Origin of the sequence: Aminobacter ciceronei (assembly GCF_014138625.1) — a bacterium.
Lineage (GTDB): Bacteria > Pseudomonadota > Alphaproteobacteria > Rhizobiales > Rhizobiaceae > Aminobacter > Aminobacter ciceronei.
The window spans coordinates 110024-131717 of record NZ_JACJHY010000021.1 but is presented as its reverse complement, the minus strand read 5'-3'; the positions used below and the strand labels follow the sequence as shown (position 1 = coordinate 131717).

Genomic DNA, 21694 nt, shown 5'->3' with positions numbered 1-21694 from the left:
CCGCGCCTCCGCCGGTTGCTTTCACCGCGCCTCAGGGCGTAACAAAAACGGCCGAGGCTCTAATCGCCAATGGATGACAGTTCAGTGGCAGGTCAGAAGCGCCCGCGGCTTTGATCAACCTGCGTCTGGAAATGCCTGAATTTTTGGAGCTGCTGTGCATACGATCCACCTCTGGCTGGTTTTGGTCTTTTTTGGCGAAGGCGACTTTTTATCGTTTGGTCAACGGTATGCGAAATCGCCGGAAGCGGCAATCTGCGGTAGCCGGCTGTCCACTGGGCCATGGATGCTGCGACAGTAAGCCCGGAGCCTAAGATCAACGACAGTTCCCCTTCGCGGAGAGCTGCTTTATACAGGCCGGCGCGGGGGATTAGCGCCCAAAGGACTTATTGATTTGCCTCGATTTTTTCGTCCGTCGCAGAATCATCTCCTGATCTGGAGACTGGTCAGGGAGTCGTTCCGCCAGCATGCGCTTGGCTACGGCATCGCCATCGTTGCGATGCTTGTGGTGGCCGCCATGACGGCAGCCAGCGCCTGGATCATGCAGGACATCACCAACGAATTCGTCATCGGCAAGGATATCAACCGCGTCTACATGATCGCGGCGATGGTTGCGGGGATCTTCATCCTCAAGGGTGTCGCGACCTTCGTGCAGGCATTTTTCCTGAGCCGCGTCGGCAACTCGATTATCGCCGACCGCCAGCGCAAGATCTATGACCGCATCCTGGCGCAGGGCATTTCCTTCTACCATTCGATCCCTTCGGCCGACCTGATCACCCGCGTCACGCACAATGCGCAGGCGGCGCGCGTTGTGCTCGACGTCATCGTCACCTCGTTCGTGCGCGACCTGTTTTCGCTGATCGGCCTCATAGCCGTGATGGTCTACCAGCAGCCGGTGCTGTCGCTGGTCGCCTTCATCGTCGGGCCGATCGCCATCTTCGGCGTCAACCTGATCCTGCGCCGCGTGCGCAAGATCATGGAGGCCGAATTCATGTCGCTGGCCCAGATCGTGCAGGTGATGCAGGAAACGACCATCGGCGTCAGGATCGTCAAGTCGTTCAACCTGGAAGCGACGATGCGAGTCCGCATGCATCGCGCCGTCTCCGACGTCGAAAGGCGCGCCAACTCCATCGCGGCCCTCGAAGCCGGTACCAGCCCGATCATGGAGACGCTTGCCGGCCTTGCCATCGCCGGCGTCGTGCTGGTCAGCGGCTATCTAGTCGTCCAGGGCGGCCAAACCCCGGGCAGCATCATGTCCTTCATCACCGCGCTTCTGCTGGCCTACGAGCCGGCCAAGCGGTTGGCCCGCTTCCGTGTCTCGCTGGAAGCGGGTCTGGTTGGCGTGCGCATGATGTTCGAACTCACCGACCGTCCGCTGACGCTTGCGGAAAAGCCGGGCGCAGAGGCTCTCGTGCCCGGTTCCGGCAAGATCGAGCTCAAGGACGTCAGCTTTTCCTATGCCGACGGCGAACCGGTGCTGCGCGATCTCGACCTCACCTTCCCGCCCGGCAAGATGACGGCGCTGGTCGGCCCGTCGGGCAGCGGCAAGTCAACGATCATGAACCTGATCATGCGCATGTACGACCCCAGCAGCGGCCAGGTGCTGTTCGACGGCCAGGACATCGCCCATGCCACACTGCATTCGGTCCGCGACCGCATCGCCTATGTCAGCCAGGACACGTTCCTGTTCTCCGGCACGATCATGCACAACATCCGCCTTGGCCGCGACGGTGCCAGCGATGAAGAGGTGATCGCAGCCGCCAAGGCGGCCAACGCGCATGACTTCATCATGGCGCTCAAGGGCGGCTATGACACGCAGGTCGGCGAAAACGGCGCCCTGCTCTCTGGTGGCCAGAAGCAGCGCCTGTCGATTGCCCGCGCAATTCTTCGCGATGCCAATGTTCTGCTGCTCGACGAAGCCACCAGCGCACTCGATGCCGAGTCCGAAGCGCTGTTCCGCGAGGCGCTGGAGAAACTCTCATCCGGCCGCACGACGATTGCCATCGCGCACCGCCTGTCGACTGTTCACCAGGCCGACAACATCGTGGTGATGCAGGACGGCAAGGCCGTCGAGCAGGGTCGCCATGCCGACCTGATCGAGGCCGAAGGTCTCTATCGCAGGCTCTACGAATTCCAGCTGATGGACTGAATAGACTGCACACAGCCGAAAAAAGAGGCCGCGCCCGGCAGCCGGCGCGACTCTTTCGTTGCGGTCGCCCTCAATCGATACGAATGAACACGCCCTTGGTGTTGAGGTATTCGTCGAGATGATCAGTGCCGCCCTCGCGGCCGTAGCCGCTCATCTTGTAGCCGCCGAACGGCACCGCCGGGTCGATCGCGTGATAGGTGTTGACCCATACCGAGCCGGCCTGCAGCCGTCGTGACAGCTGGTGCGCAGTGGAGAGGTCGCGGGTGAAAACGCCGGCGGCGAGGCCGTATGGAGTGTCGTTGGCGCGCCGCACCACCTCGTCGAGTGTGTCGAACGGCAGGGCCGAGATAACCGGTCCGAAAATCTCCTCGCGCGCAATGCGCATGGTGTCGGAGACGCCGGCGAAGACGGTGGGGGCGACGAAGTTTCCTGCAGCCAGCGCGCCTTGCGACAGCCTGGTGCCACCGACGACGAGCCGCGCGCCCTCCTCCGAACCGGCGCGCAGATAGCCCTCGACGCGCTGCAGCTGGCGGGGCGAAATCAGCGGGCCGATCTCGGTCTCGGGGTCGATGCCGTTGCCGATGCGCAAGCCGGCTGCATAGGCGGCCAGCCGCGCGACGAACTCGTCGTGGATCTGTCGCGCGACAAAAAGCCTGGAGCCGGCGATGCAGATCTGGCCGGAATTGGCGAAGACAGACATGGCGGCAACCGGCACCGCGCGCTCGAGATCGGCATCAGTGCAGACGATTACCGGCGACTTGCCGCCGAGCTCAAGCGACACGCGCTTGAGGTTGCCGGCCGAGGCGCGGACAATGCTCTGGCCGGTGGCCGTCGACCCGGTAAAGACGATCTTGTCGACGCCCATATGCTCGGCGAGCGGCGCGCCGGCCTCGGTGCCGGTGCCGGTAACGATGTTGACGACGCCGTCGGGGACGCCAGCCTCGGCCATCAGTTCGGCGATCAGAAGCGGGGTCAGCGGCGCCTCCTCCGACGGCTTCAGCACAACAGTGCAACCGGTGGCCAAGGCCGGGCCGATCTTCCAGACCGACGCTGCGGTCGGAGCGTTCCACGGGATGATGGCGCCAACGACCCCGATCGGCTCCTTGCGGGTGTAGGAGACGATGTCACCCGGCAGCGAGTTGTCGATGGTCTGGCCGTGCAGCGCCGTCGCCATGCCGGCATAATAGCGCAGCATGCCAAGGACGCGGTTGGCATTGCCCCGGGCACGCGCGATGGGCAGGCCCATGTCAGTGGTGTCGGAAACGCAGATCTCTTCCCAGTGGCGCTCGAACAGCTCGGCGATCCTGAGCAGAAGTTTCTGCCGTTCATGCGGTTTGAAACGGCTCCACGGCCCATCAAACGCATTGCGGGCGGCGGCGACGGCGCGCTCGATATCCTTCTTGCCGGCGCGCGGCACCGTGGCGATTACGACGCCGTTGGCAGGATTGCGCGTTTCCATCGTCTGCCCGGACGCCGCCTCGACCCAGGCGCCACCGATGAACATGCGACGGTGACTGCCGTCGAGCAAATGACGGGGCTGGGCAGTTGTCATGGCTTGGCTCCTCGCCGCGCGGCCATGGAACAGGCGTCCAAGGCTCATGTGCAAAGCTAGGCCGGAGACGTCAGGCCATTCAAGTCTTTGAAATGAGGCCAGCGGCCAAGGTCAGGCGATGGAGGTGCGCTCGAAATCGCCGGTTTCGCGATCCATGACCCACAACTCGCCGGCCGAGATGTCGAACCAGGCGCCGAACAGCTCCAGCTTGCCCTTCTGCTCCAGAATCTTCACACACGGGAAGGTGCGCAGATTGGCGATCGAGTAGCGGATCGAGATGCGCTCGAGGGCCGTCTGGCGTTCGCCCTGGGTCATCATCGTGTTGCCGGTCACGGTCTCGGCGGCCGGTGCCACAAGGCTCATCCACTTGCCAATGAAGTCGCCGGGCGACAGCGGCGCCATGTTGGGGTCGAGAGCTGCACGGATACCGCCGCAACGGCCGTGGCCCATGACGACGATGTTCTTGACTTTCAGCGCCTGCACGGCGAACTCGAGCGCCGCCGAGGTCGAATGGAACTCACCATCCGGCGAATAAGGCGGTACGAGATTGGCAACATTGCGGACGACGAACAGCTCACCCGGACCAGAATCGAAGATGGTTTCGGGTGCGGCACGAGAATCGCAGCAGGCAATGACCAGGGTCTCGGGCGACTGGCCTTCGCGCGCCAGGGACTTGTAACGGTCCGTCTCGGCCGCGTAGCGACCGTTCATGAAGTTGCGATAACCGGCGAGCAGAGTCTCGGGCAAGTGCGACATGAGCTTGGCCTTAAACAAAAATTGCCGTGGCGGCAAATGCAAATGCAAGCGCGAGGCAACGCCGCCCTGCGGCATTGTTTCCCTATCGTCAGGCAGCCGGATCGGGCTTTACCGCAATGCCACGTGCGCTATGCTGCCGTTACGGCAGCCTGATTGCCGCGTGACCTCGGTCATGCCGCGCCGACCGGCTACCAAGCCGGCATTCTGCCGCCCCAGCCACAAGGAGAGATGTCATGCGCCTGCTCCTCTTCGCCTTCTCGACCGCCATTCTTCTGGCCGCCAGCGCCGGTGGGCCGAAAACAATCATTCGTGCCCAGGCCCAGGAATGCAGCGGCGAAAATTGTCCGCAGCCGAGGGGCCAGGGCAGCGGCAGGGACTGCGAGCACAAGAAGGAAAATACGGTCAGCTGACCGGCGGGCCGGCGAAATGCCTCAGGGCGAGCAGGCAATAGACAAGGCCCAGTCTGCCGAGTGAAGTGACCTGACTGCATTGGTGAGGAGAATGGCGCGCCCGAAAGGATTCGAACCTCTGACCCCCAGATTCGTAGTCTGGTGCTCTATCCAGCTGAGCTACGGGCGCGCAACAGGCCATCAAGGAAACGGCCGGGACGCTCCGATCAATCGACCGCAGCGACCGGCGCTAACTAGCCGCTGACTTGGCGAATTGCAAGCCGCCCTGTTCAAACTTTCTGGGAAAAGCTGTCGGCGCCGGATGACGCCAGGGGAGATCCGGCGGCAGGCCGAAACGTTGCCGATCGGCGGCGGCGATGCCGCCGGTGAGCAGCCGCATGAACAATCCTGTTCCGTTGTCGCGGCCAGAGCCGGTACCTTGCATGTCCTCGCCGCGATGGCGGCGCAGCCTCTGACATCCAGTTCGTCAGGATGAAACTGGTACCCAACACGACCTCCTCCATCGTCGAATCCTCCTTCAGCAAAGGACAGGGTCAACAAATTCCGACACCAATGGAAGGAGGGGATAACTGAAATTTACCTCATGATATCAAAATATTAGATGATTATCGAGTTGCCCCTTGCATGCAGTCTGCCACGATCTCGAGGTTGCCGCCTCGACACTTCTCTACCGTGAGGAGGGCCATGACATCACAGATGCCCGAGCGGATACTTATCGATGGCAAGCCGCATTTATTACATGCCCTGCCGCTCTATCGCCTGCTTGCTTCCCGCCGGGTCAGAATAAGCGCGCCCGACGAATGGACGACGAATTGTCATCGTCAATACGTCGGCACTTGGCATGTTATCGATGGCAAGTTGTGCCTCGTCGCCTTGAGTACCTATGGTGACCGGGAGCGGCCACTCTCGGATGCTATGCGCAGTTGGTTTTTGCGGCTCGTGCCAGCGACCAGATTTCCAGTAAGCGCCGAGTGGTTCAGTGGTCACCTTCGCATCCCGACAGGACCGATGCTCCTGTGGGGCTTCCACGGTTGGTCATCGTGGTTCACCCGCGAGCGGGTCATCACTTGCCGGCGAGGCAGGGTCGTTCGCGACCGCGAGGTCGATACACTGGCCATGCTGGAATGGGCATTGCGCCGATGCGAAGGCTTGAAACAACGTATTGACCCAGAGGACACGCGCGGGGAGCCGCTGACCTGGATTACCGACGACGACTACGAGCACCTGCGCGGAGACTGGTGGCCGCCTGATTGGGAGGGGCAGCGCATTCCAACCAGCCTCTAGTTCTTAGTCGGCCGCGGCGTCGTGCCCTGCGTCACCTCGATGGCCTGCCCCAGTGGCAGCGCCTTGGTGAACATCCATCCCTGAAGGTAGGGCACGCCGCAACTGGCAACGAATTCGAGTTGGTCGGTCCGCTCGCCCCTCCGCAAGCACCCGGCGCAACAGCGTTTGCTCGAATGCAGCGCCACTCAGTCCAGGTCCGGCGTCGTGGACCTCGATGCTGTGGCCTGAGCCATGACGGCGTGCGCTGTCACAAGGAGAAAATGGCGCGCCCGAAAGGATTCGAACCTCTGACCCCCAGATTCGTAGTCTGGTGCTCTATCCAGCTGAGCTACGGGCGCGCATCAGGCCGAGTGAACGGCCAACACGCTGCGGTCAATCGACTGCAGCGACCGGCGCTACCTAACGGCTCGAATCGGGAAATGCAAGCCGCCGCCGGCAAAGTTTTTTGATCAGGCCGGACGGCGCATGCCCTGGCGCGCCTCATCGAGGCGAACCGGCTGATCGGGGATGGTGACAGCGAACACGGTGCGGCCGCCGGCGCTCTCGACAAGCTCCAGTTGGCCGCCATGGGCGCGCACCAGCTCGTAGGCGATGGCGAGGCCAAGCCCGGTGCCGCCGCTGCGGGCCGAACCGCGGAAGGCGGCAAACAGGTTCTCGCGCGCCTTTTGCGGCAGGCCGGGACCCGTATCGGCAACCAAGATGCGGCTGACGCTGCCCTCGCGTTCGGCATAAACGGTCAGGCGATTGACGATGGCGCTGTCGGCAGCACCGGCCATGGCCTGCACGGCGTTGCGGCACAGGTTGGTCAACACCCTGAACAACTGGTCGGGATCGGCCTCGATCTCGAATTCGGTGTCGACCGCGTTGAAGAACTCGATGCCCTGCTCGGCCTCTAGGCCGAGCAGGCCGTGCACGTCATCGACCAGCTGGCTCAGCCGCAGGCGGCGGCGCGCCGGCGCCGGCTCCTGGGCGCGGCCGTATGACAGAACGTTCTCGGAATAGGCAACCGCTCGGTCGAGCGTCCTGAGCAGCTTCGGCGCAAAAGCCTGCACGGCAGGATCCTTGACCATGCGCAAGCGGTCGGACATCAGCTGTGCCGAGGCCAGGATGTTGCGCATGTCGTGGTTGATCTTCGATACGGCAAGACCAAGGTCGGCGAGATGCTTCCGTTCGTGCAGCATCCGCTGCAGATGCGTCTGCATCGCCGCCAGTTCGCGCTCGGCCAGCCCGATCTCGTCGGAGCGGGCTTCGGGAACGATGACACCGGCGGGATTGTCCGGGGCATCGGAGAAGGTCAGCATCGAGCGTGTCATGGTGCGGATGGGCCTGATCATGATGCGGTCGATGGCGGCATAGACGAGTGCCGCGGTGAACAGCGAGATCAGCAGCGAGACGAAGACGATGTAGCGCGCATTGGCGAGCATGGCGCGGTGCAGCCGGTAGTCCGGGATGACCAGCTCGAACTCCTTGGCGCTCTCGCCGACCCGGCCATAGACGCGCAGCATGCGGTTGCCGCCGAACAGCAGCGTGTCGATGGCGTCGGGCATCGAGTCCAGCACGCCTTCCTTGGCGATGTCGATATGCTCGTCGACTTCGGGCGGCATGTCGGCGACGACAAGCAGGCGGGACACGCCGCCATCGCGAACGGCGATCGCCTTGGCGCCGATCGCCGCCAGCACGTCGTTCTGGGCGGCGCGGGAAAGTGTGGTCGGGTCGCCCTGTACCAGGATCGTGGCGACGGCGGCGGCAGTGGCCAGACGCTCCTCGAGCCAGCGGATGCGGAAGCTTGCGACAGAGGGCAGGAAGAACAGCACTTCAGCGAAGAGTACGAAAGCGATGGTCAGCAGCAGCAGCTTGGCCGACAGGCCGCGCGAAAGCGGAACCGCACGGTCCGCCTGTTTTCCGGGAAATACACCGGTATCGGCTGCTTCAGTCATGCTGTTCTTTGCTGCGAGGCCAGTGCGAGAATGATGCGCTTCGGACTAAAATGAGCACGAACTGCCTTGCATCCCCTTTATGGCAAAGATAGGTGATCACAACGCAGTTGCAAATTCCGCACTGCAAAATGTCAGAGCCGGGACGCTATCCCCTGTCTGCTGCTGACAGCAGGAATCAACCTTCGGTGGCGCCGGCACGGGCGGATTGACTTCGCGGTACCTTCTTTCTATAAGCCCGCACACGCTCGGGACCCGCTTCCGTCGCGGTTTTTGATCGCGTCGAAGCAAGCTGAGCCAAGCTCCTGTTACAAAGTGACAGAATCAAGAAGGGCCGCACGCCGCGGTGTAAAAACAAATGAAGCGTACCTATCAGCCGTCCAAACTCGTCCGTAAGCGCCGTCATGGTTTCCGTGCTCGCATGGCAACCAAGGGTGGTCGCGGCGTCGTCGCAGCTCGCCGCAACCGCGGCCGCAAGCGGCTTTCCGCCTAAGCCATAGGCGGGAACCTTGCCCGCTGACGGCAAGCCAGAGGGGTCTGCTCCGCATGGACGCGGCCCCGAACGGCTTCTGAAAAGAAAACAGTTTCTGGTCGTCCGCCGCGGTGACAAGCGGCGCGGGCGGTTTTTTCTCGTCGAGGTTCTGGATCGCGACGACAGTGCGGGGCCGCGGGTCGGCTACACCGTCACCAAGAAAGTCGGCAACGCGGTTGTCCGCAATCGCGTCAAGCGGCGCCTCCGGGAAGCCGTTCGTACACATGCCGCAGGTGACATGGCCGCCGGCAAAGACTATGTGATCGTCGGGCGCGAAGACGTGCTCACCGCCCCCTTCGGCCAGATAACGGCCGAACTTTCTCGGCGCATTCGCGGAACGCGATAAGGGCTTTCGATGGAAAACAACCGTAACTTCTTCATCACCATCGCCTTGTCGGTGCTGATCCTGACGCTCTGGCAGGTGTTCTACATGAACCCGCGCGTCGAATCGCAGCGCGAAGCCGCACGCATCGAAGCCGAGCGTGTGGCGCAGCAGCCGGCAGGCACGGCACCCGGCACCAGCGCCGGCTTGCCAGCGACGCCGCAGGCCGGTGTCCCCGGCGCACCGACGACCCAGGTCGCCGTTGTCGACCGTGCCCAGGCGCTTGCAGCATCCGGCCGCATCCCGGTCGACACGCCGAGCCTCAAGGGCTCGATCAACCTGACCGGCGCGCGCATCGACGACATCAGCCTCAAGCACTACCGCGTCGCCGTCGAACCGAATTCACCCGTCATCGAGCTTTTGAACCCGCAGGCGCTGCCAGCCGGCTTCTACAGCGAAATCGGCTTCGTCGGCAGCGAAGCGACCGGCGCGGTTCCGGGTCCCGACACTGTCTGGACTGCCGAGCCCAATACGACGCTGACACCGGCAACGCCTGTCACGCTGACCTACACCAACGACAAGGGCCTGACCTTCAAGCGTACCATCGCCGTCGACCAGAACTACATGTTCACGGTGACCGATACGGTGGCGAATGCCGGCAGCACCGACGTCGCGCTGTCCAATTACGGCCGCCTCACCCGCTTCGACAAGCCGTTGCATGCCTCGACCTACGTGCTGCACGAAGGTCTGATCGGCGTGACCGGCACCGAGGGCCTGCAGGAAATCAACTACGCCACCATCGAGGACGACAAGCAGGTTCTGCCTGGCAAGTCGACCGACGGCTGGCTCGGCATCACCGACAAATACTGGGCTGCCGCACTGGTGCCTTCTGGAAAGCAGCCGTTCCAGCCGCGCTTCTCCTATTTCGAGGACGGCCGCCCGCGCTACCAGGCCGACTTCATGACCGATCCGATCACGGTCGCCGCGGGTCAGTCGGCGACCGTCGAGACGCTGGTCTTCGCTGGCGCCAAGGAAGTGGCCAAGATCAACGCTTACGAAGCGGACCGCCAGATCCGCCAGTTCGAGCTTCTGATCGACTGGGGCTGGTTCTACTTCATCACCAAGCCGATGTTCTGGCTTATCGACACGCTCTACAAGTTGCTCGGCAATTTCGGTCTGGCGATCCTCGCCACCACCGTCATCGTCAAGGCCATCTTCTTCCCGCTCGCCAACAAGTCGTACAAGTCGATGGCGAACATGAAGATGGTGCAGCCCAAGATGCTGGAAATCCGCGAGAAATACGCGGATGACAAGATGAAGCAGCAGCAGGCGATGATGGAGCTGTACAAGACCGAGAAGATCAACCCGCTGGCCGGTTGCTGGCCGGTGCTGATCCAGATCCCGGTGTTCTTCGCGCTCTACAAGGTGCTCTACGTCACCATCGAAATGCGCCATGCACCGTTCTTCGGCTGGATCCACGACCTGGCCGCTCCGGATCCGACCTCGCTGTTCAACCTGTTCGGCCTGCTGCCCTGGGGCGTTCCCGCCTTCCTGATGATCGGCGTCTGGCCGCTGATCATGGGTGTCACCATGTTCCTGCAGATGCGCATGAACCCGACGCCTCCGGATCCAACCCAGGCGATGATCTTCACCTGGATGCCGATCCTGTTCACCTTCATGCTGGCATCGTTCCCGGCGGGCCTCGTCATCTACTGGGCGTGGAACAACTCGCTGTCGATCCTGCAGCAGGGCGTGATCATGAAGCGCCAGGGCGCCAAGATCGAGCTCTGGGACAATCTGATGGCATTGTTCAAGAAGAAACCGACACCGGCCGAATAGCCGAACAGCCCAGACGAAACGAAAAAGCCCCGCACTCCGGGGCTTTTCTGCATTGTGAGGAACCTGACTTTTCTTCAACCGGGAGCTGAAACTTTTTTCCAGCTGGCAGCGTAGCTGAGCGATGCCTCTCAAGCATCAGCCTGCGGGGTGGCGGTCTCTGACCATCCCCCCCGGTCAGAATTGAACCGTCTCGGCAAAGGCCGGGGTTCTGCAAGCCCTTGCAGAACCCCGGTTTGCAGCTCGGTCGAACAAGTCGGCCCTTTATCTGCGCAAGAACCATTTCCCTTGAGATCATCGCCCCCGATGTCTTCGTCGCGGATCGCGCTATACTGGTAGAGAGGCGTATCAATGGGGACGAAATGCCATGCATGGACCTAACCCTTCGCTCAAGCATCCGATCCCGATGCACAGGCGCGTCGGCTTCCTCAAGTCGCTCGTCGACGCCGAAAACATCGAGATAGGCGATTTCACCTACTACGACGATCCCGACGGACCCGATCTGTTCCAGCAGAAATGCGTGCTTCACCACTACCCTTTCATCGGCGACAAGCTGATCATCGGCAAGTTCTGCGCGATCGCCGAAGGCGCGCGCTTCATCATGAACGGCGCCAATCACGCCATGTCCGGCTTTTCGACCTATCCGTTCAACATTTTCGGCCATGGCTGGGAGGAAGGCTTCGACCTTGCCTCCTGGCAGCAGGAGGTCCGCGGCGACACGGTGCTCGGCAATGATGTCTGGATTGGCATGGAAGCGGTGATCCTGCCTGGGGTTCATATCGGCCACGGCGCAATCATTGCTGCGAAATCGGTTGTCAGCAGACACGTACCGCCTTATGCGATCGTAGCCGGCAATCCTTCTGTCGTGGTCAAGAAGCGTTTCGACGACAAGACCATCGAACGGCTTCTGACGATTGCCTGGTGGGATTGGCCGGTGGACAAGATCGGCCGCAACCTCAAGGCCATTCGCGGCTCGGATATTTCTCTGCTGGAGGCAGCGGCTTGAACGAACATACGACCAATCGCACGGTGGATGCCGAGCTCTTCAAGCGCCCGTGGGTTTTCATCCGCGGCGTGCCGTCCATGAAGTTCCTGCCGCCGGAAGGGCCGCCGGAGATCGCCTTCGCCGGCCGTTCGAATGTCGGCAAGTCGTCGCTGATCAACGCACTGGTTCGCCACAGCGGCTTGGCCCGCACCTCGAACACGCCGGGGCGCACGCAGGAGCTCAATTACTTCGTCCCGGATGGCTTTTCCGGCGAGGCAGGCGACCTGCCGCCGATGGCGCTGGTCGACATGCCCGGCTACGGCTACGCCCAGGCGCCGAAGGAACAGGTCGACGCCTGGACAAAGCTGGTGTTCGACTATCTGCGCGGCCGGGTGACGCTCAAGCGCGTCTACCTGCTGATCGATTCCCGCCACGGCATCAAGAAGAACGACGAGGAGGTTTTGACCCTGCTCGACAAGGCCGCGATCTCCTACCAGATCGTCCTGACCAAGACTGACAAGATCAAGGCCGCAGGCGTGCAGCCGCTGATCGAAGACACATTGCTCAAGATCAAGAAACGCGCCGCCGCCTTCCCGACCGTTCTTGCGACCTCGTCCGAGAAGAACGAAGGCCTGGACGAACTGCGCGCGGCGATCGCGCTGGTGGTCAACGGCGGCTGATCACGGCCGCCGTCGCATGTTGCCTGAGGCAACCGGCCTCAGGCCTGCGTCACTTCGTGGACGACTTGGTAGTAGGCCGGCGTCACGCCTTCGATCAGTGGCCCGACCTTGGCGATGTGTTCGGCGAAGCCTTGCGTCTGATGAACCCGCTGGTGATCGGCAACCGTATCGAAGGTGCTGATCATGATCGCTGTATCGCCGTCGATCGCCCGGTGCAGCCGGCTGCCGCGCCAGCCCGGCACATTGCCTATCGAACGGTCCAGGTTGATCTTCTGGAGGGCGATGAACTCGTCCAGCTTGCCCGGCTTCAGGGTGAAGATGTTGACGAACGCCACCGGGCCGTTCTGATCGTTCTCTGTATTCTGGATCATTTCCGCTCTCCTTTTTCCATTCGGGATTTCGTGAGAGCGCATTGATGCAACCTCAATATATCTTGAGGTCAAGAGGATTTTTCGAGAAAAGGTCAGGCCGCGACAGGGCGGAACGTCAGTGCCAGCCCATTGATGCAATGGCGCTTGCCGGTCGGAGGCGGGCCGTCGTCGAAGATGTGGCCGAAATGACCGCCGCAGCGGCGGCAATGCACTTCGGTGCGGGTCATCATCAGCGAGGTATCGACATTGGTGCCGATCGAATTGGGGAGCGCATCCCAGAAGCTCGGCCAGCCGGTGCCGGAATCGAACTTGGTAGCGGACGAATAGGCGGCCAGGTCACAGCCGGCGCAGTTGAAGGTGCCTTTGCGGTGCTCGTTGAGCAGCGGGCTAGACCCCGGCGGCTCGGTATCCTCCTGGCGCAGCACGGCAAAGGCGGCGGGAGAAAGGATCGCGCGCCACTGGGCGTCGGTCTTGGTGACTTCGAAGTTTTCAGCCAATGCCTGGTCGGCGATGGTCAATCGCCTCGAGACGACAAAGCCGGCAAGAACGGCGATCGCGGCACTGCCCAGCAGGAATGTACGGCGGTCCATGGCATTTCTCCCAGCCGACCATAGGCCGGCGTCACATCACGGCCAAATCAACAGGGCTTGAGGGTTTGGCGCGAAAACCGACCAGCCTGCGCACAACAGGCCGCGCCCCGCAACGGTGACCCGTTGCGGGGCGCTTTGCCGATTGCGCGCGCCTCAGGGAGCGACAGCGTCGCACAACCACGCTGCCCCCCGGGCTTACATCTTGGGCAGCAGGACCTTGTCGATGACATGGATGACACCGTTCGACTGCTCGACATTGGCGATCGTCACATTGGCGACATTGCCGTTCTCGTCGGTTACAGTCACCTTGTCGCCTTCATATTTCGCGGTCCAGGTGCAGCCGCCAACGGTCTTGACCGGGTGTGCGCCCTTGTCGTCATCGACCATCTTCTTGATGTCTGCGGCCATCGCCTTGGCGCCAACGACATGGCAGGTCAGGATCTTGGTCAACTGATCCTTGTTTTCAGGCTTGAGCAGGTTTTCGACCGTGCCGGCCGGGAGTGCGGCGAAAGCTTCATTGGTCGGCGCAAAGACGGTGAACGGGCCCTTGCCCTGCAGCGTCTCGACCAGGCCGGCTGCCTTGACGGCAGCGACGAGCGTGGTGTGATCCTTCGAATTGGCCGCGTTTTCGACGATGTTCTTATCGGCGAACATCGCGGCGCCGCCAACCATCGGGTTTTCAGCATAGGCGAAGGTGGCGAGAGCGGAAAAGGCACCGGCGAGCAAAGCGAGAGAGATCTTACGCATAATGTAACTCCTTGGGTTGTTTCCCTAAATGGAAAGGCACAAGGAATTACGGATTTGAGATCAGGTAGTTTCACCTTCTGGAGAGAAATATTTCCTTTCTTTCACTCTAAGCTTTGGCAAACCTTATAGTTACGATCAACGCAGGGAAAAGTTTCAGCCCGCGGCGAATTCGGGCAAATTTTCGTGGATCAGATGTCGCGAAGGTCGCCAGCGGCTACGACCGGTCCGGTCGGCTGGCCGGTCGGCGAACCGCCCGTCGGCTCGAGGCTGACGGCAAGCACGGCGCCTGCGGCTAGCTTGTCACGCATCGCCTGATCGACGTCGATATGGATCGTCGATCCGACCGGGATGACGCCCATCGAGACCGGAGCGTTGCTGCCCTCGATCATCCAGAGTTCGAAATCCCTGCCGGTGGCGCGCTCGCCGGAGACGTGCGAAAGGCCGATCTGGCCACTGCCAGCGTCGTACATCGCCATGTACTTGACGTCGCTGCCATCGGCAGCCAGCGAGGCGACCATGCGCTCCTGCGGCAATTGGGCCGGCGGATTGATGTAAGGAACAGCAATGTAGATGGCCAGGGCTGCGACCGCCGCCGTTGCCAGGCCGCGCCAGAAGGCGAGGCTGGCCCACAAGCCCGCGGAGCCTTGCGCGCTGGGTGCCGACGACGTTGCGGTCCCCGAGAACAGCCTGCGGTCGATCGCCGGCTTCACCGAGGCCGGGGCCTCGATCTCCGGATAGGCCGCGGCGAGCGGGGCGAAATGTACTTCCCATTGATCGACCATGCGCGCAAAACCAGGCTCGCCGTCGATGCGGGCGCTGGCCTGACGCCGCTCGTCGGCAGGCAGGACGCCAAGAACGTATTCGGCGGCGACCAGATCGTCGCCTCCACGTTCCGGTCCATTGTCTTGCGCGAGCGTCATCTTTCCAGACATTCCCTGAGTTTGAGCAGGCTGCGGCGCAGCCAGGTACGCATGGTGTTCAGCGGCACGCCATGGCGGTCCGCGAGTTCGTTATAACTCTCCCCCTTGAGATAGGCACCGCGGACAGCGGCAGCCTTGTCCTTTTCAAGTTCCTCCAGGCAGCCATGGATGCGCTCGGCTTCACCGCCCGCCACTGCTGCAGCCTCTGGCCCCGGCCCCGGGTCCGCGACCTCGAGCGCCTCGTCGATCGCGAGAGGCGCCTGACGCCGCGCCCGTATGCGATCGATCGCATGATTGCGCGCGATTGCTACGAGCCACGAAATGGGGCTGAGATCAGAAACTGCGAAGCGGTCCGCTTTCGTCCAGATCTTGACGAAGACCTCCTGCAGCGCTTCCTCGGCATCTGCCCTGTCGTTCAATACACGCAGGCAGACGCCAAAAAGTTTCGCGCTCGTCTGCCGGTAGAGCAAATCGAAGGCCGCACGGTCCTTCATCGAGGTCCGAACAATCAGCTTGGTGATGTCCTGCGGCGTCATGCCCGCCAAGTTACGTGGCGCAAAACTATTTGCAACTGCTGTTTAGATCGTCGGGCGCCATGCAACCACATTCCGTAGCGCATCGGCAAAACAGCACGCCTGCCAGCCCATCGAACCATTTGCCCCCTGCCCGGTTTCCGGCTAAGACCGCGCCGACCTTTTCCACCTATCCGGGACCATGCCGATGACGACGAACGTCGCCGCCACCGCCGAAATGCAGGCTGCCCTGCTCTCCGCGGCCTTGCCCTACATGCAGCGCTACGAAAACAAGACGGTCGTGGTGAAGTATGGCGGCCACGCCATGGGCAATGTCGAGCTCGGCCGTGCCTTCGCCCGCGACATCGCCTTACTGAAGCAGTCCGGCGTCAACCCGATCGTCGTGCACGGCGGCGGCCCGCAGATCGGCGCCATGCTGACCAAGATGGGCATCGAATCGAAATTCGAGGGCGGCCTGCGCGTCACCGACCAGAAAACCGTCGAGATCGTCGAGATGGTTCTGGCCGGCTCGATCAACAAGGAGATCGTCGCCCTGATCAACGCCGAAGGCGAGTGGGCGATCGGGCTGTGCGGCAAGGACGGCAACATGGTCTTCGCCGAAAAGGCCAAGAAGACCATGGTCGACCCCGATTCGAACATCGAGAAGGTGATCGATCTCGGCTTCGTCGGCGAGCCGGTCGAAGTCGACCGCACGCTGCTCGACCTTCTGGCCCGTTCGGAAATGATCCCGGTGCTGGCGCCTGTCGCGCCCGGCCGCGACGGCCACACCTACAACATCAACGCCGACACCTTTGCGGGTGCCATCGCCGGTGCCGTCAAGGCGTCGCGCCTCTTGTTCCTGACCGACGTGCCCGGTGTGCTCGACAAGGACAAGAAACTCATCGACGAACTGACGGTTGCCGACGCCAAGGCACTGATCAAGGACGGCACGATTTCGGGCGGCATGATCCCCAAGGTCGAGACCTGCATCGAGGCGATCGAGCGCGGCGTCGAAGGTGTCGTCATCCTCAACGGCAAGACGCCGCATTCGGTGCTGCTTGAGCTGTTTACCGAGCACGGCGCAGGGACGCTGATCGTTCCGTAAGCAGCAGGACTGACCTGCCCAGTGCACAAAGACAGGCCGGCTTTTGCCGGCCTTGTCGTTTCAAGAGCAGGCCTCGTATTCACGAAGCCTTGAAGCGTTGCGGCTTTCATTTTCCCCGCGTTGACGCACACTGACCTCCGGGTCCCTCGGACGATGAACAATGCTGGCTGCGCTGGCGCTGATCCTGTGCACGGGTTGCGAACTGCCTGCCACGCCGACCATCGACGTGGACGACCGGACGGTGGATGTCGAACTGGTGCTGGCCGTCGACGTTTCGAGTTCGATGGACGAAGGCGAGTTTGCGCTTCAGCGTGCCGGCTACGTCAAGGCGCTGCGCCATCCCGACTTCATCAATGCCGTGCTGGCGGGCTCGAGAGGCCGTATCGCGGTCACCTATTTCGAGTGGGCAGGGACCGTGCGGCCAGAATCGGTCATCCCCTGGCAGATCATCGACGATGCTTCGAGCGCCGACGCCTTCGCCGCCCAGCTCGCCGTCAAGCCCATCGGCGGATCCGGCGGCACGTCGATCTCGAATGCGGTGGCGTTCGGTGCCAACCTGCTGGAGCAAAATGTCTTCCGCGGTGAAAAGAAGGTCATCGACATTTCGGGCGACGGACCGAACAACCTCGGAGCGCCGGTAGAGGTCGCCCGCAACAATGCGGTTGCAAAGGGCATCGTCATCAACGGCCTGCCGATCCTCGTCCGGCCGACGGGCAGCCTGGAAGACATCGACCGCTATTACGCCGAATGCGTCACCGGCGGGCCGGGCTCGTTCGTGCTGCCGATCCACCTCGCATCCGAGTTCGTCACGGCCATCCGCCGCAAGCTCGTGCTCGAAGTCGGCGGCATCGCGGATGCACCCGGCGTGCTGAAGATCCAGGCCTCGAAACCCGTCAATTGTCTCGTTGGCGAGCGCTACCCGCTCACCTATCCCGATCCCTAGTCGCCCCCTAGCCCCGCAAATGCGCGAGCGGCACGTGGCCGGGGCCCTTGATGTTCTGCAGCACCAGCTGGGTGTGGACGTCGCGGACGCCTTGCAGGCGCATCAGCCGGTGCATGACGAAGGCGTTGAGGTCGTCGACATTGGGCACCATGACATGCAGCAGGAAGTCGTAGTCGCCGGTCATCGTCCAGCAGGCCGAGACCTCGTCCATGCGTTGCACGGCGGCGATGAACTTTTCCGGCGAATCGTCGCTGTGGCTGACCAGCCTGACCTGGACGAAGACCTCGACCATGAGGCCGACGGCGCGGCGTCCGATGCGGGCGGAAAAGCCCTTGATGACGCCGGCGTCCTGCAGCGCCTCGAAACGTCGGGCACATGGCGTGTTGGACAGGCCGATCTCCTGCGCGATCTCGGAAACCGGCTTGCGCCCATCGCGCTGGAGAATGTCGAGCATCCTGATCTCGAACTCATCAAACTGAGGCATTTTCACCATCCATTTTGGAGATTTGGGTAAATATACCTCAAAACAACATCGAACGCTCGCAAAGAGGTGAATTCCGCTCGCTTCCAGCGCCTATGATTCCTCCATCGAAGCTGTTTCCGGGGAGGATCGGACATGAGCGTGAGCGTTCAAGACTATGCACGGGAGTGCGCGGAACAGGGGCTACGCGGCGACTACAGCGTCTGCCGTCCGGATTTCACCGTCGAGCAGAAATACGATTACAGCGCTGCCGAGCAGGATGTGTGGCGCACGCTGTGCGACCGCCAGACCAGGCTGACCCAGCGGCTGGCGCACAAATCCTATCTTGACGGCATGTCGGCGCTCGGCCTGGTCGACCGCATTCCGGACTTCCATGACGTCAGTGACAAGCTGCGCAAGCTCTCCGGCTGGGAGATCGTGGCGGTGCCCGGGCTGATCCCGGCGCAACCCTTCTTCGACCACCTGGCCAACCGTCGCTTCCCCGTCACCAACTGGCTGAGGACGCGCGACGAGCTCGACTACATCGTCGAGCCCGACATGTTCCACGACTTCTTCGGCCATGTGCCAGTGCTGAGCCAGCCGGTGTTCGGCGACTTCATGCAGATGTACGGCGAGAAAGCGACCGATCTGATCGCGCTCGGCGGCGACGAAATGATCACCCGGCTCTACTGGTACACGGCCGAATACGGCCTGATGCAGGAACCCGGCCAGCCGCTGAAGGCCTTCGGCGCCGGCCTGATGTCGTCCTTCACCGAGCTGCAATTCGCTGTTGAAAGCCCCGATGCGCACCAGGTGCCGTTCGACATCGAAACGGTGATGCGCACGACCTACGAGATCGACAAATTCCAGCGCGCCTATTTCGTGCTGCCGTCCTTCGACACGCTGAAGGATGCCTTCCAGAACAGCGACCTCGCCGGCATCATCAAGCGCTGGAAAGGCGAGCCGCCGCGCGATCCAGCGACGGTCTAGGCTCTCAGCCCAGAGCGAGCAGCACCAGGATGCCGCCGACGATCAGCACACAACCGGCTATTTCGAGCCGGTTGATGCGCTCGCGAAAGAAGAAGACACTCGACGCGAAGGTGAACAGCATCTCGATCTGGGCGAGTGACTTGACGATCGCCGCCTGCTGCAACGTCATCGCCATGAACCAGCCGAACGAAGCCGAGGCGCCGACCAGACCGGTGAACAGCGCCGGCCGCCAGGCCCTGGCGATGCGGGGCAGCTCGTCGCGCTCCCTCCACAGAATCCAGCCCAGCATGATCAGCGTCTGGAAGACGATGACGACGGCGAGCGTGACCGCCGCCTGCATCATGAAGTTCGGCCCGCCGAGCGCCAGCGACGCCGCACGGTAGGCGACCGCCGAAATGCCGAAGAACGTACCGGAGGCCAGACCGATAAGCGCGTTGCGGCTGAGCACCGAGGTCACCAGCGTTCGCGCGGTGAAAGCGGTGTGGGCGACAGAGATCAGCATCACGCCGAAGACGCTGATGGCAATGGCCGCGACAGCACCCGCCGTCGCGCGTTCGCCGAGGAACAACAGCCCGAACAACGCCGCTTGCGCCGGTTCGGTGCGCGAATAGGCGGTGCCGACGGCAAAGTTCCGGAACGAGAACAGGTGGATCAACAGGAAGGTCGCGGCGATCTGGCCCAGGCCGCCGACCACCGCCCAGGCAAAGAACGTCCTGTTCAGAGCCGGCAGTTCGTAGCCGACGACGAAATGCAGCACCCCGACAAAGGCAAGCGCGAAGGGAAAGCCGAAACCGAAGCGCACGAATGTGGCACCGGTCGTGCCCATCACCCCTTTCAGGTGCTTCTGCACCACCGACCGCAGGTTCTGCAGGAAGGCGGCGGCAATGGTGATGGGGATCCACAATGGCATGTCGGTTCAGTGTCGGCTTGAAGACGGCCGGAGCGGCCGCATGTCCGCGTCTACAGCATCACCCCGCAATTCGGAATCGATTTTCGGGGTGATGCATTGATCCAGCGGACCGCGCGTCCCCGTCACATCTCCACGGGCAGCGGCTGCCTGTCTTCGACGCTTTGGCCGCGGTTGCCTTGCGGGGTGGCCGGCTTCAGAAAGAACACCATCGCCGCCACCAGGGCGAATGCCACCATCTCGTAGACAAGCGCGTGCTCCATGGCGGAGACGAAGGCGATGTGCGGAAGCTCGCTCGCCTTGACGGCCAGGGTCGAGAAGAAGATCTGTCCGGTAACGGCAATGCCAAGGGCTGCGCCGATCTGCTGGAAGGCCTGCACGGCGCCCGAGCCCGAACCTGCATCGCGCGGCGGCACGGTAGACAGCACCGTCTGGAACAGCGACGAGATGGCGATGCCCATGCCGAAGCCGCACATCAAAAGCGGCAGGACGAAGTTCCAATGGTCGACAGCGTCGCCGACATTGGCGACGACAAAACGCAGCCAGCCCATGCCGATGCCCATGACCAGCGCGCCGGCAACGATGCGCCGCTGCGGCCAGCGGCTGCCCAGCCGCCCCGAGATCAGCGACGCGATCAGCACGCCGATCGGAAACGGCACCGTCGTCAGCCCTGACTGCAGCGGCGTCAGGCCGAAACCGGTCTGCAGGAAGACGGCAAGGACCAGGAAGAAGCCCGCCACGCCGGAGAAGAAGGTCATGGTCATCACCGAGCCGAGCATGAAGTTGCCGTTGGTCATCAGGGCTACCGGAAGCAACTGGCTTTTCTCCCCCTTCGCCCGCGACTTCTGGTGCAGGAAGAAGCTGACCATTGCGCCGATCGACAGTGCGATCATCACGAAGGTCCACTGCGGCCAGTCATAGGCATGACCCTCGATGAGCGGAAACACCAGCAGGAAGACCGCGGCACTGGCGATCAGAATGCCGACCGGATCCTGCGTCAGCTCCGGCCGTCCAGGCATGTCCGGGATGAGCGCCCGGCCGGCAATCACCGCCATGATGCCTATCGGGATGTTGACCAGGAAGATCGGCCGCCAGTCGAGGCCAAAAATGTTGGCACTGATCAGCATGCCTCCGGCGAGAGGACCGGCGACGGAAGCAAGGCCCGCCGACAGGCCGAAGAGCGAGAAGGCAAAGCCACGTTCCTGCGGCGGAAAGATCACCTGGGTGATCGCCAGCACCTGCGGCATCATCATGGCGCCGGCCAGGCCCTGCAGCACGCGCGCAAGGATCAAGGTCGTCATCGTCGGCGCCAGGCCGCACAGCGCCGAAAACACGGTGAAGCTCGCGACGCCGATCAGGAACAGACGCTTGCGACCGACAACGTCGCCAAGCCGGCCAAACGGCAGCAGGCCGAGCGCGAAGGCCAGCACATAGGCCGCCACCACCCATTCGATCTGGCTGCTTGTCGCGCCAAGCCCGGATTGCAGGCGTGGCAAGGCAACATTGACGATTGTCACGTCGATCAGATTCATGAAGCCGGCCAGGAGCAGGATCGCCATCGCAATCCATCGCCTTGGATAGGCGTCCTCGGGCGTTGCCGGCGAGCTATGGGAAAATGTCATTTCCGGTTCCTTTGACTTCGAAAGCCGACAGTTGGACTGCCACTGCCCGTGAGGCCACCGAACGATTCCATGCAGGCATCTGCTTCGAGG

General features: G+C 62.5%; 23 protein-coding genes and 2 tRNA genes. 11 read left to right on the top strand and 14 right to left on the bottom strand.

Features of this window, described 5'->3' with window-relative positions:
• Positions 1 to 391: 391 nt before the first annotated feature.
• Positions 392 to 2146, top strand: coding sequence for an ABC transporter ATP-binding protein (locus tag HNQ95_RS21040; RefSeq protein ID WP_067965598.1), 1755 nt, complete (start codon positions 392 to 394; stop codon positions 2144 to 2146).
• A gap of 70 nt (positions 2147 to 2216) precedes the next feature.
• Here the strand turns inward: HNQ95_RS21040 and HNQ95_RS21035 are convergent, their stop codons facing one another.
• Together HNQ95_RS21035 and HNQ95_RS21030 are read right to left on the bottom strand one after the other, a co-directional pair.
• A complete protein-coding gene (locus HNQ95_RS21035; RefSeq protein WP_154386872.1) occupies positions 2217 to 3698 on the bottom strand; it encodes an aldehyde dehydrogenase family protein in 1482 nt (493 codons plus the stop codon).
• A 111-nt stretch (positions 3699 to 3809) separates the two neighbouring features.
• Positions 3810 to 4454, bottom strand: a complete 645-nt coding sequence (locus HNQ95_RS21030; RefSeq protein WP_067967126.1) for a carbonic anhydrase — start codon at positions 4452 to 4454, stop codon at positions 3810 to 3812.
• Positions 4455 to 4687: 233 nt separating this feature from the next.
• Here HNQ95_RS21030 and HNQ95_RS21025 point away from each other — a divergent pair, with 233 nt between their 5' ends.
• Positions 4688 to 4864, top strand: coding sequence for a hypothetical protein (locus HNQ95_RS21025; protein ID WP_182575133.1), 177 nt, complete (start codon positions 4688 to 4690; stop codon positions 4862 to 4864).
• 92 nt (positions 4865 to 4956) lie between these two features.
• On the opposite strand, the gene HNQ95_RS21020 is transcribed toward HNQ95_RS21025, so the two are convergent.
• Both HNQ95_RS21020 and HNQ95_RS21015 read right to left on the bottom strand, forming a co-directional pair.
• Positions 4957 to 5033 (bottom strand) — tRNA-Arg (locus HNQ95_RS21020).
• A gap of 60 nt (positions 5034 to 5093) precedes the next feature.
• A complete protein-coding gene (locus tag HNQ95_RS21015) occupies positions 5094 to 5243 on the bottom strand; it encodes a hypothetical protein (protein ID WP_154385906.1) in 150 nt (49 codons plus the stop codon).
• 305 nt (positions 5244 to 5548) lie between these two features.
• Between HNQ95_RS21015 and HNQ95_RS21010 the strand changes: the two genes are divergently transcribed.
• Complete coding sequence (locus HNQ95_RS21010; RefSeq protein WP_182575134.1) at positions 5549 to 6148, top strand: hypothetical protein; 600 nt, start codon at positions 5549 to 5551, stop codon at positions 6146 to 6148.
• 261 nt (positions 6149 to 6409) lie between these two features.
• Here HNQ95_RS21010 and HNQ95_RS21005 read toward each other — a convergent pair.
• Positions 6410 to 6486: transfer RNA gene (locus tag HNQ95_RS21005), tRNA-Arg, on the bottom strand.
• A 111-nt stretch (positions 6487 to 6597) separates the two neighbouring features.
• Positions 6598 to 8085: a sensor histidine kinase gene (locus HNQ95_RS21000; RefSeq protein WP_067965604.1), complete on the bottom strand. Its 1488-nt coding sequence runs from the start codon at positions 8083 to 8085 to the stop codon at positions 6598 to 6600.
• A gap of 355 nt (positions 8086 to 8440) precedes the next feature.
• Here HNQ95_RS21000 and rpmH point away from each other — a divergent pair, with 355 nt between their 5' ends.
• The 5 genes from rpmH (at position 8441) to yihA (ending at position 12437) form a co-directional block, all read left to right on the top strand.
• A complete protein-coding gene (gene rpmH / locus HNQ95_RS20995) occupies positions 8441 to 8575 on the top strand; it encodes a 50S ribosomal protein L34 (RefSeq protein WP_008833937.1) in 135 nt (44 codons plus the stop codon).
• A gap of 16 nt (positions 8576 to 8591) precedes the next feature.
• Positions 8592 to 8960, top strand: coding sequence for a ribonuclease P protein component (gene rnpA, locus HNQ95_RS20990; RefSeq protein ID WP_182575135.1), 369 nt, complete (start codon positions 8592 to 8594; stop codon positions 8958 to 8960).
• Between the two features lie 9 nt (positions 8961 to 8969).
• On the top strand, positions 8970 to 10775 hold the full coding sequence (gene yidC / locus HNQ95_RS20985; protein ID WP_067965608.1) for a membrane protein insertase YidC: 1806 nt from the start codon (positions 8970 to 8972) through the stop codon (positions 10773 to 10775).
• Positions 10776 to 11139: 364 nt separating this feature from the next.
• The gene (locus tag HNQ95_RS20980; protein ID WP_067965610.1) at positions 11140 to 11778 is read left to right on the top strand and encodes a CatB-related O-acetyltransferase; all 639 of its coding nucleotides are present in this window, start codon (positions 11140 to 11142) and stop codon (positions 11776 to 11778) included.
• Complete coding sequence (gene yihA / locus HNQ95_RS20975) at positions 11775 to 12437, top strand: ribosome biogenesis GTP-binding protein YihA/YsxC (RefSeq protein ID WP_067965613.1); 663 nt, start codon at positions 11775 to 11777, stop codon at positions 12435 to 12437. Before HNQ95_RS20980 ends, yihA begins: the two co-directional genes overlap by 4 nt.
• A 38-nt stretch (positions 12438 to 12475) precedes the next feature.
• Here the strand turns inward: yihA and HNQ95_RS20970 are convergent, their stop codons facing one another.
• The 5 genes from HNQ95_RS20970 to HNQ95_RS20950 form a co-directional block, all read right to left on the bottom strand.
• A complete protein-coding gene (locus tag HNQ95_RS20970) occupies positions 12476 to 12808 on the bottom strand; it encodes an antibiotic biosynthesis monooxygenase family protein (RefSeq protein WP_182575136.1) in 333 nt (110 codons plus the stop codon).
• Between the two features lie 92 nt (positions 12809 to 12900).
• Positions 12901 to 13398 (bottom strand): peptide-methionine (R)-S-oxide reductase MsrB, encoded by a 498-nt coding sequence (gene msrB, locus HNQ95_RS20965; protein ID WP_067965617.1) that lies wholly within the window; start codon positions 13396 to 13398, stop codon positions 12901 to 12903.
• Between the two features lie 195 nt (positions 13399 to 13593).
• Positions 13594 to 14145 (bottom strand): fasciclin domain-containing protein, encoded by a 552-nt coding sequence (locus tag HNQ95_RS20960; RefSeq protein WP_154385911.1) that lies wholly within the window; start codon positions 14143 to 14145, stop codon positions 13594 to 13596.
• Between the two features lie 188 nt (positions 14146 to 14333).
• Positions 14334 to 15065, bottom strand: coding sequence for an anti-sigma factor (locus tag HNQ95_RS20955; RefSeq protein ID WP_154385912.1), 732 nt, complete (start codon positions 15063 to 15065; stop codon positions 14334 to 14336).
• Entirely contained in the window at positions 15062 to 15601 is a 540-nt protein-coding gene (locus tag HNQ95_RS20950; protein ID WP_067965623.1) for a sigma-70 family RNA polymerase sigma factor, read from the bottom strand. Before HNQ95_RS20950 ends, HNQ95_RS20955 begins: the two co-directional genes overlap by 4 nt.
• A 178-nt stretch (positions 15602 to 15779) precedes the next feature.
• Between HNQ95_RS20950 and argB the strand changes: the two genes are divergently transcribed.
• Both argB and HNQ95_RS20940 read left to right on the top strand, forming a co-directional pair.
• Entirely contained in the window at positions 15780 to 16682 is a 903-nt protein-coding gene (gene argB / locus HNQ95_RS20945) for an acetylglutamate kinase (RefSeq protein WP_172582946.1), read from the top strand.
• 160 nt (positions 16683 to 16842) lie between these two features.
• On the top strand, positions 16843 to 17625 hold the full coding sequence (locus HNQ95_RS20940) for a DUF1194 domain-containing protein (RefSeq protein WP_182575137.1): 783 nt from the start codon (positions 16843 to 16845) through the stop codon (positions 17623 to 17625).
• Positions 17626 to 17632: 7 nt separating this feature from the next.
• Here the strand turns inward: HNQ95_RS20940 and HNQ95_RS20935 are convergent, their stop codons facing one another.
• Entirely contained in the window at positions 17633 to 18109 is a 477-nt protein-coding gene (locus HNQ95_RS20935; RefSeq protein ID WP_067967130.1) for an Lrp/AsnC family transcriptional regulator, read from the bottom strand.
• Positions 18110 to 18241: 132 nt separating this feature from the next.
• Here HNQ95_RS20935 and phhA point away from each other — a divergent pair, with 132 nt between their 5' ends.
• A complete protein-coding gene (phhA, locus tag HNQ95_RS20930; protein WP_067965626.1) occupies positions 18242 to 19075 on the top strand; it encodes a phenylalanine 4-monooxygenase in 834 nt (277 codons plus the stop codon).
• A gap of 4 nt (positions 19076 to 19079) precedes the next feature.
• Here the strand turns inward: phhA and HNQ95_RS20925 are convergent, their stop codons facing one another.
• Complete coding sequence (locus HNQ95_RS20925; protein ID WP_182575138.1) at positions 19080 to 19985, bottom strand: EamA family transporter; 906 nt, start codon at positions 19983 to 19985, stop codon at positions 19080 to 19082.
• Between the two features lie 122 nt (positions 19986 to 20107).
• Positions 20108 to 21604, bottom strand: coding sequence for an MFS transporter (locus HNQ95_RS20920; RefSeq protein ID WP_246340906.1), 1497 nt, complete (start codon positions 21602 to 21604; stop codon positions 20108 to 20110).
• Positions 21605 to 21694: the final 90 nt, after the last annotated feature.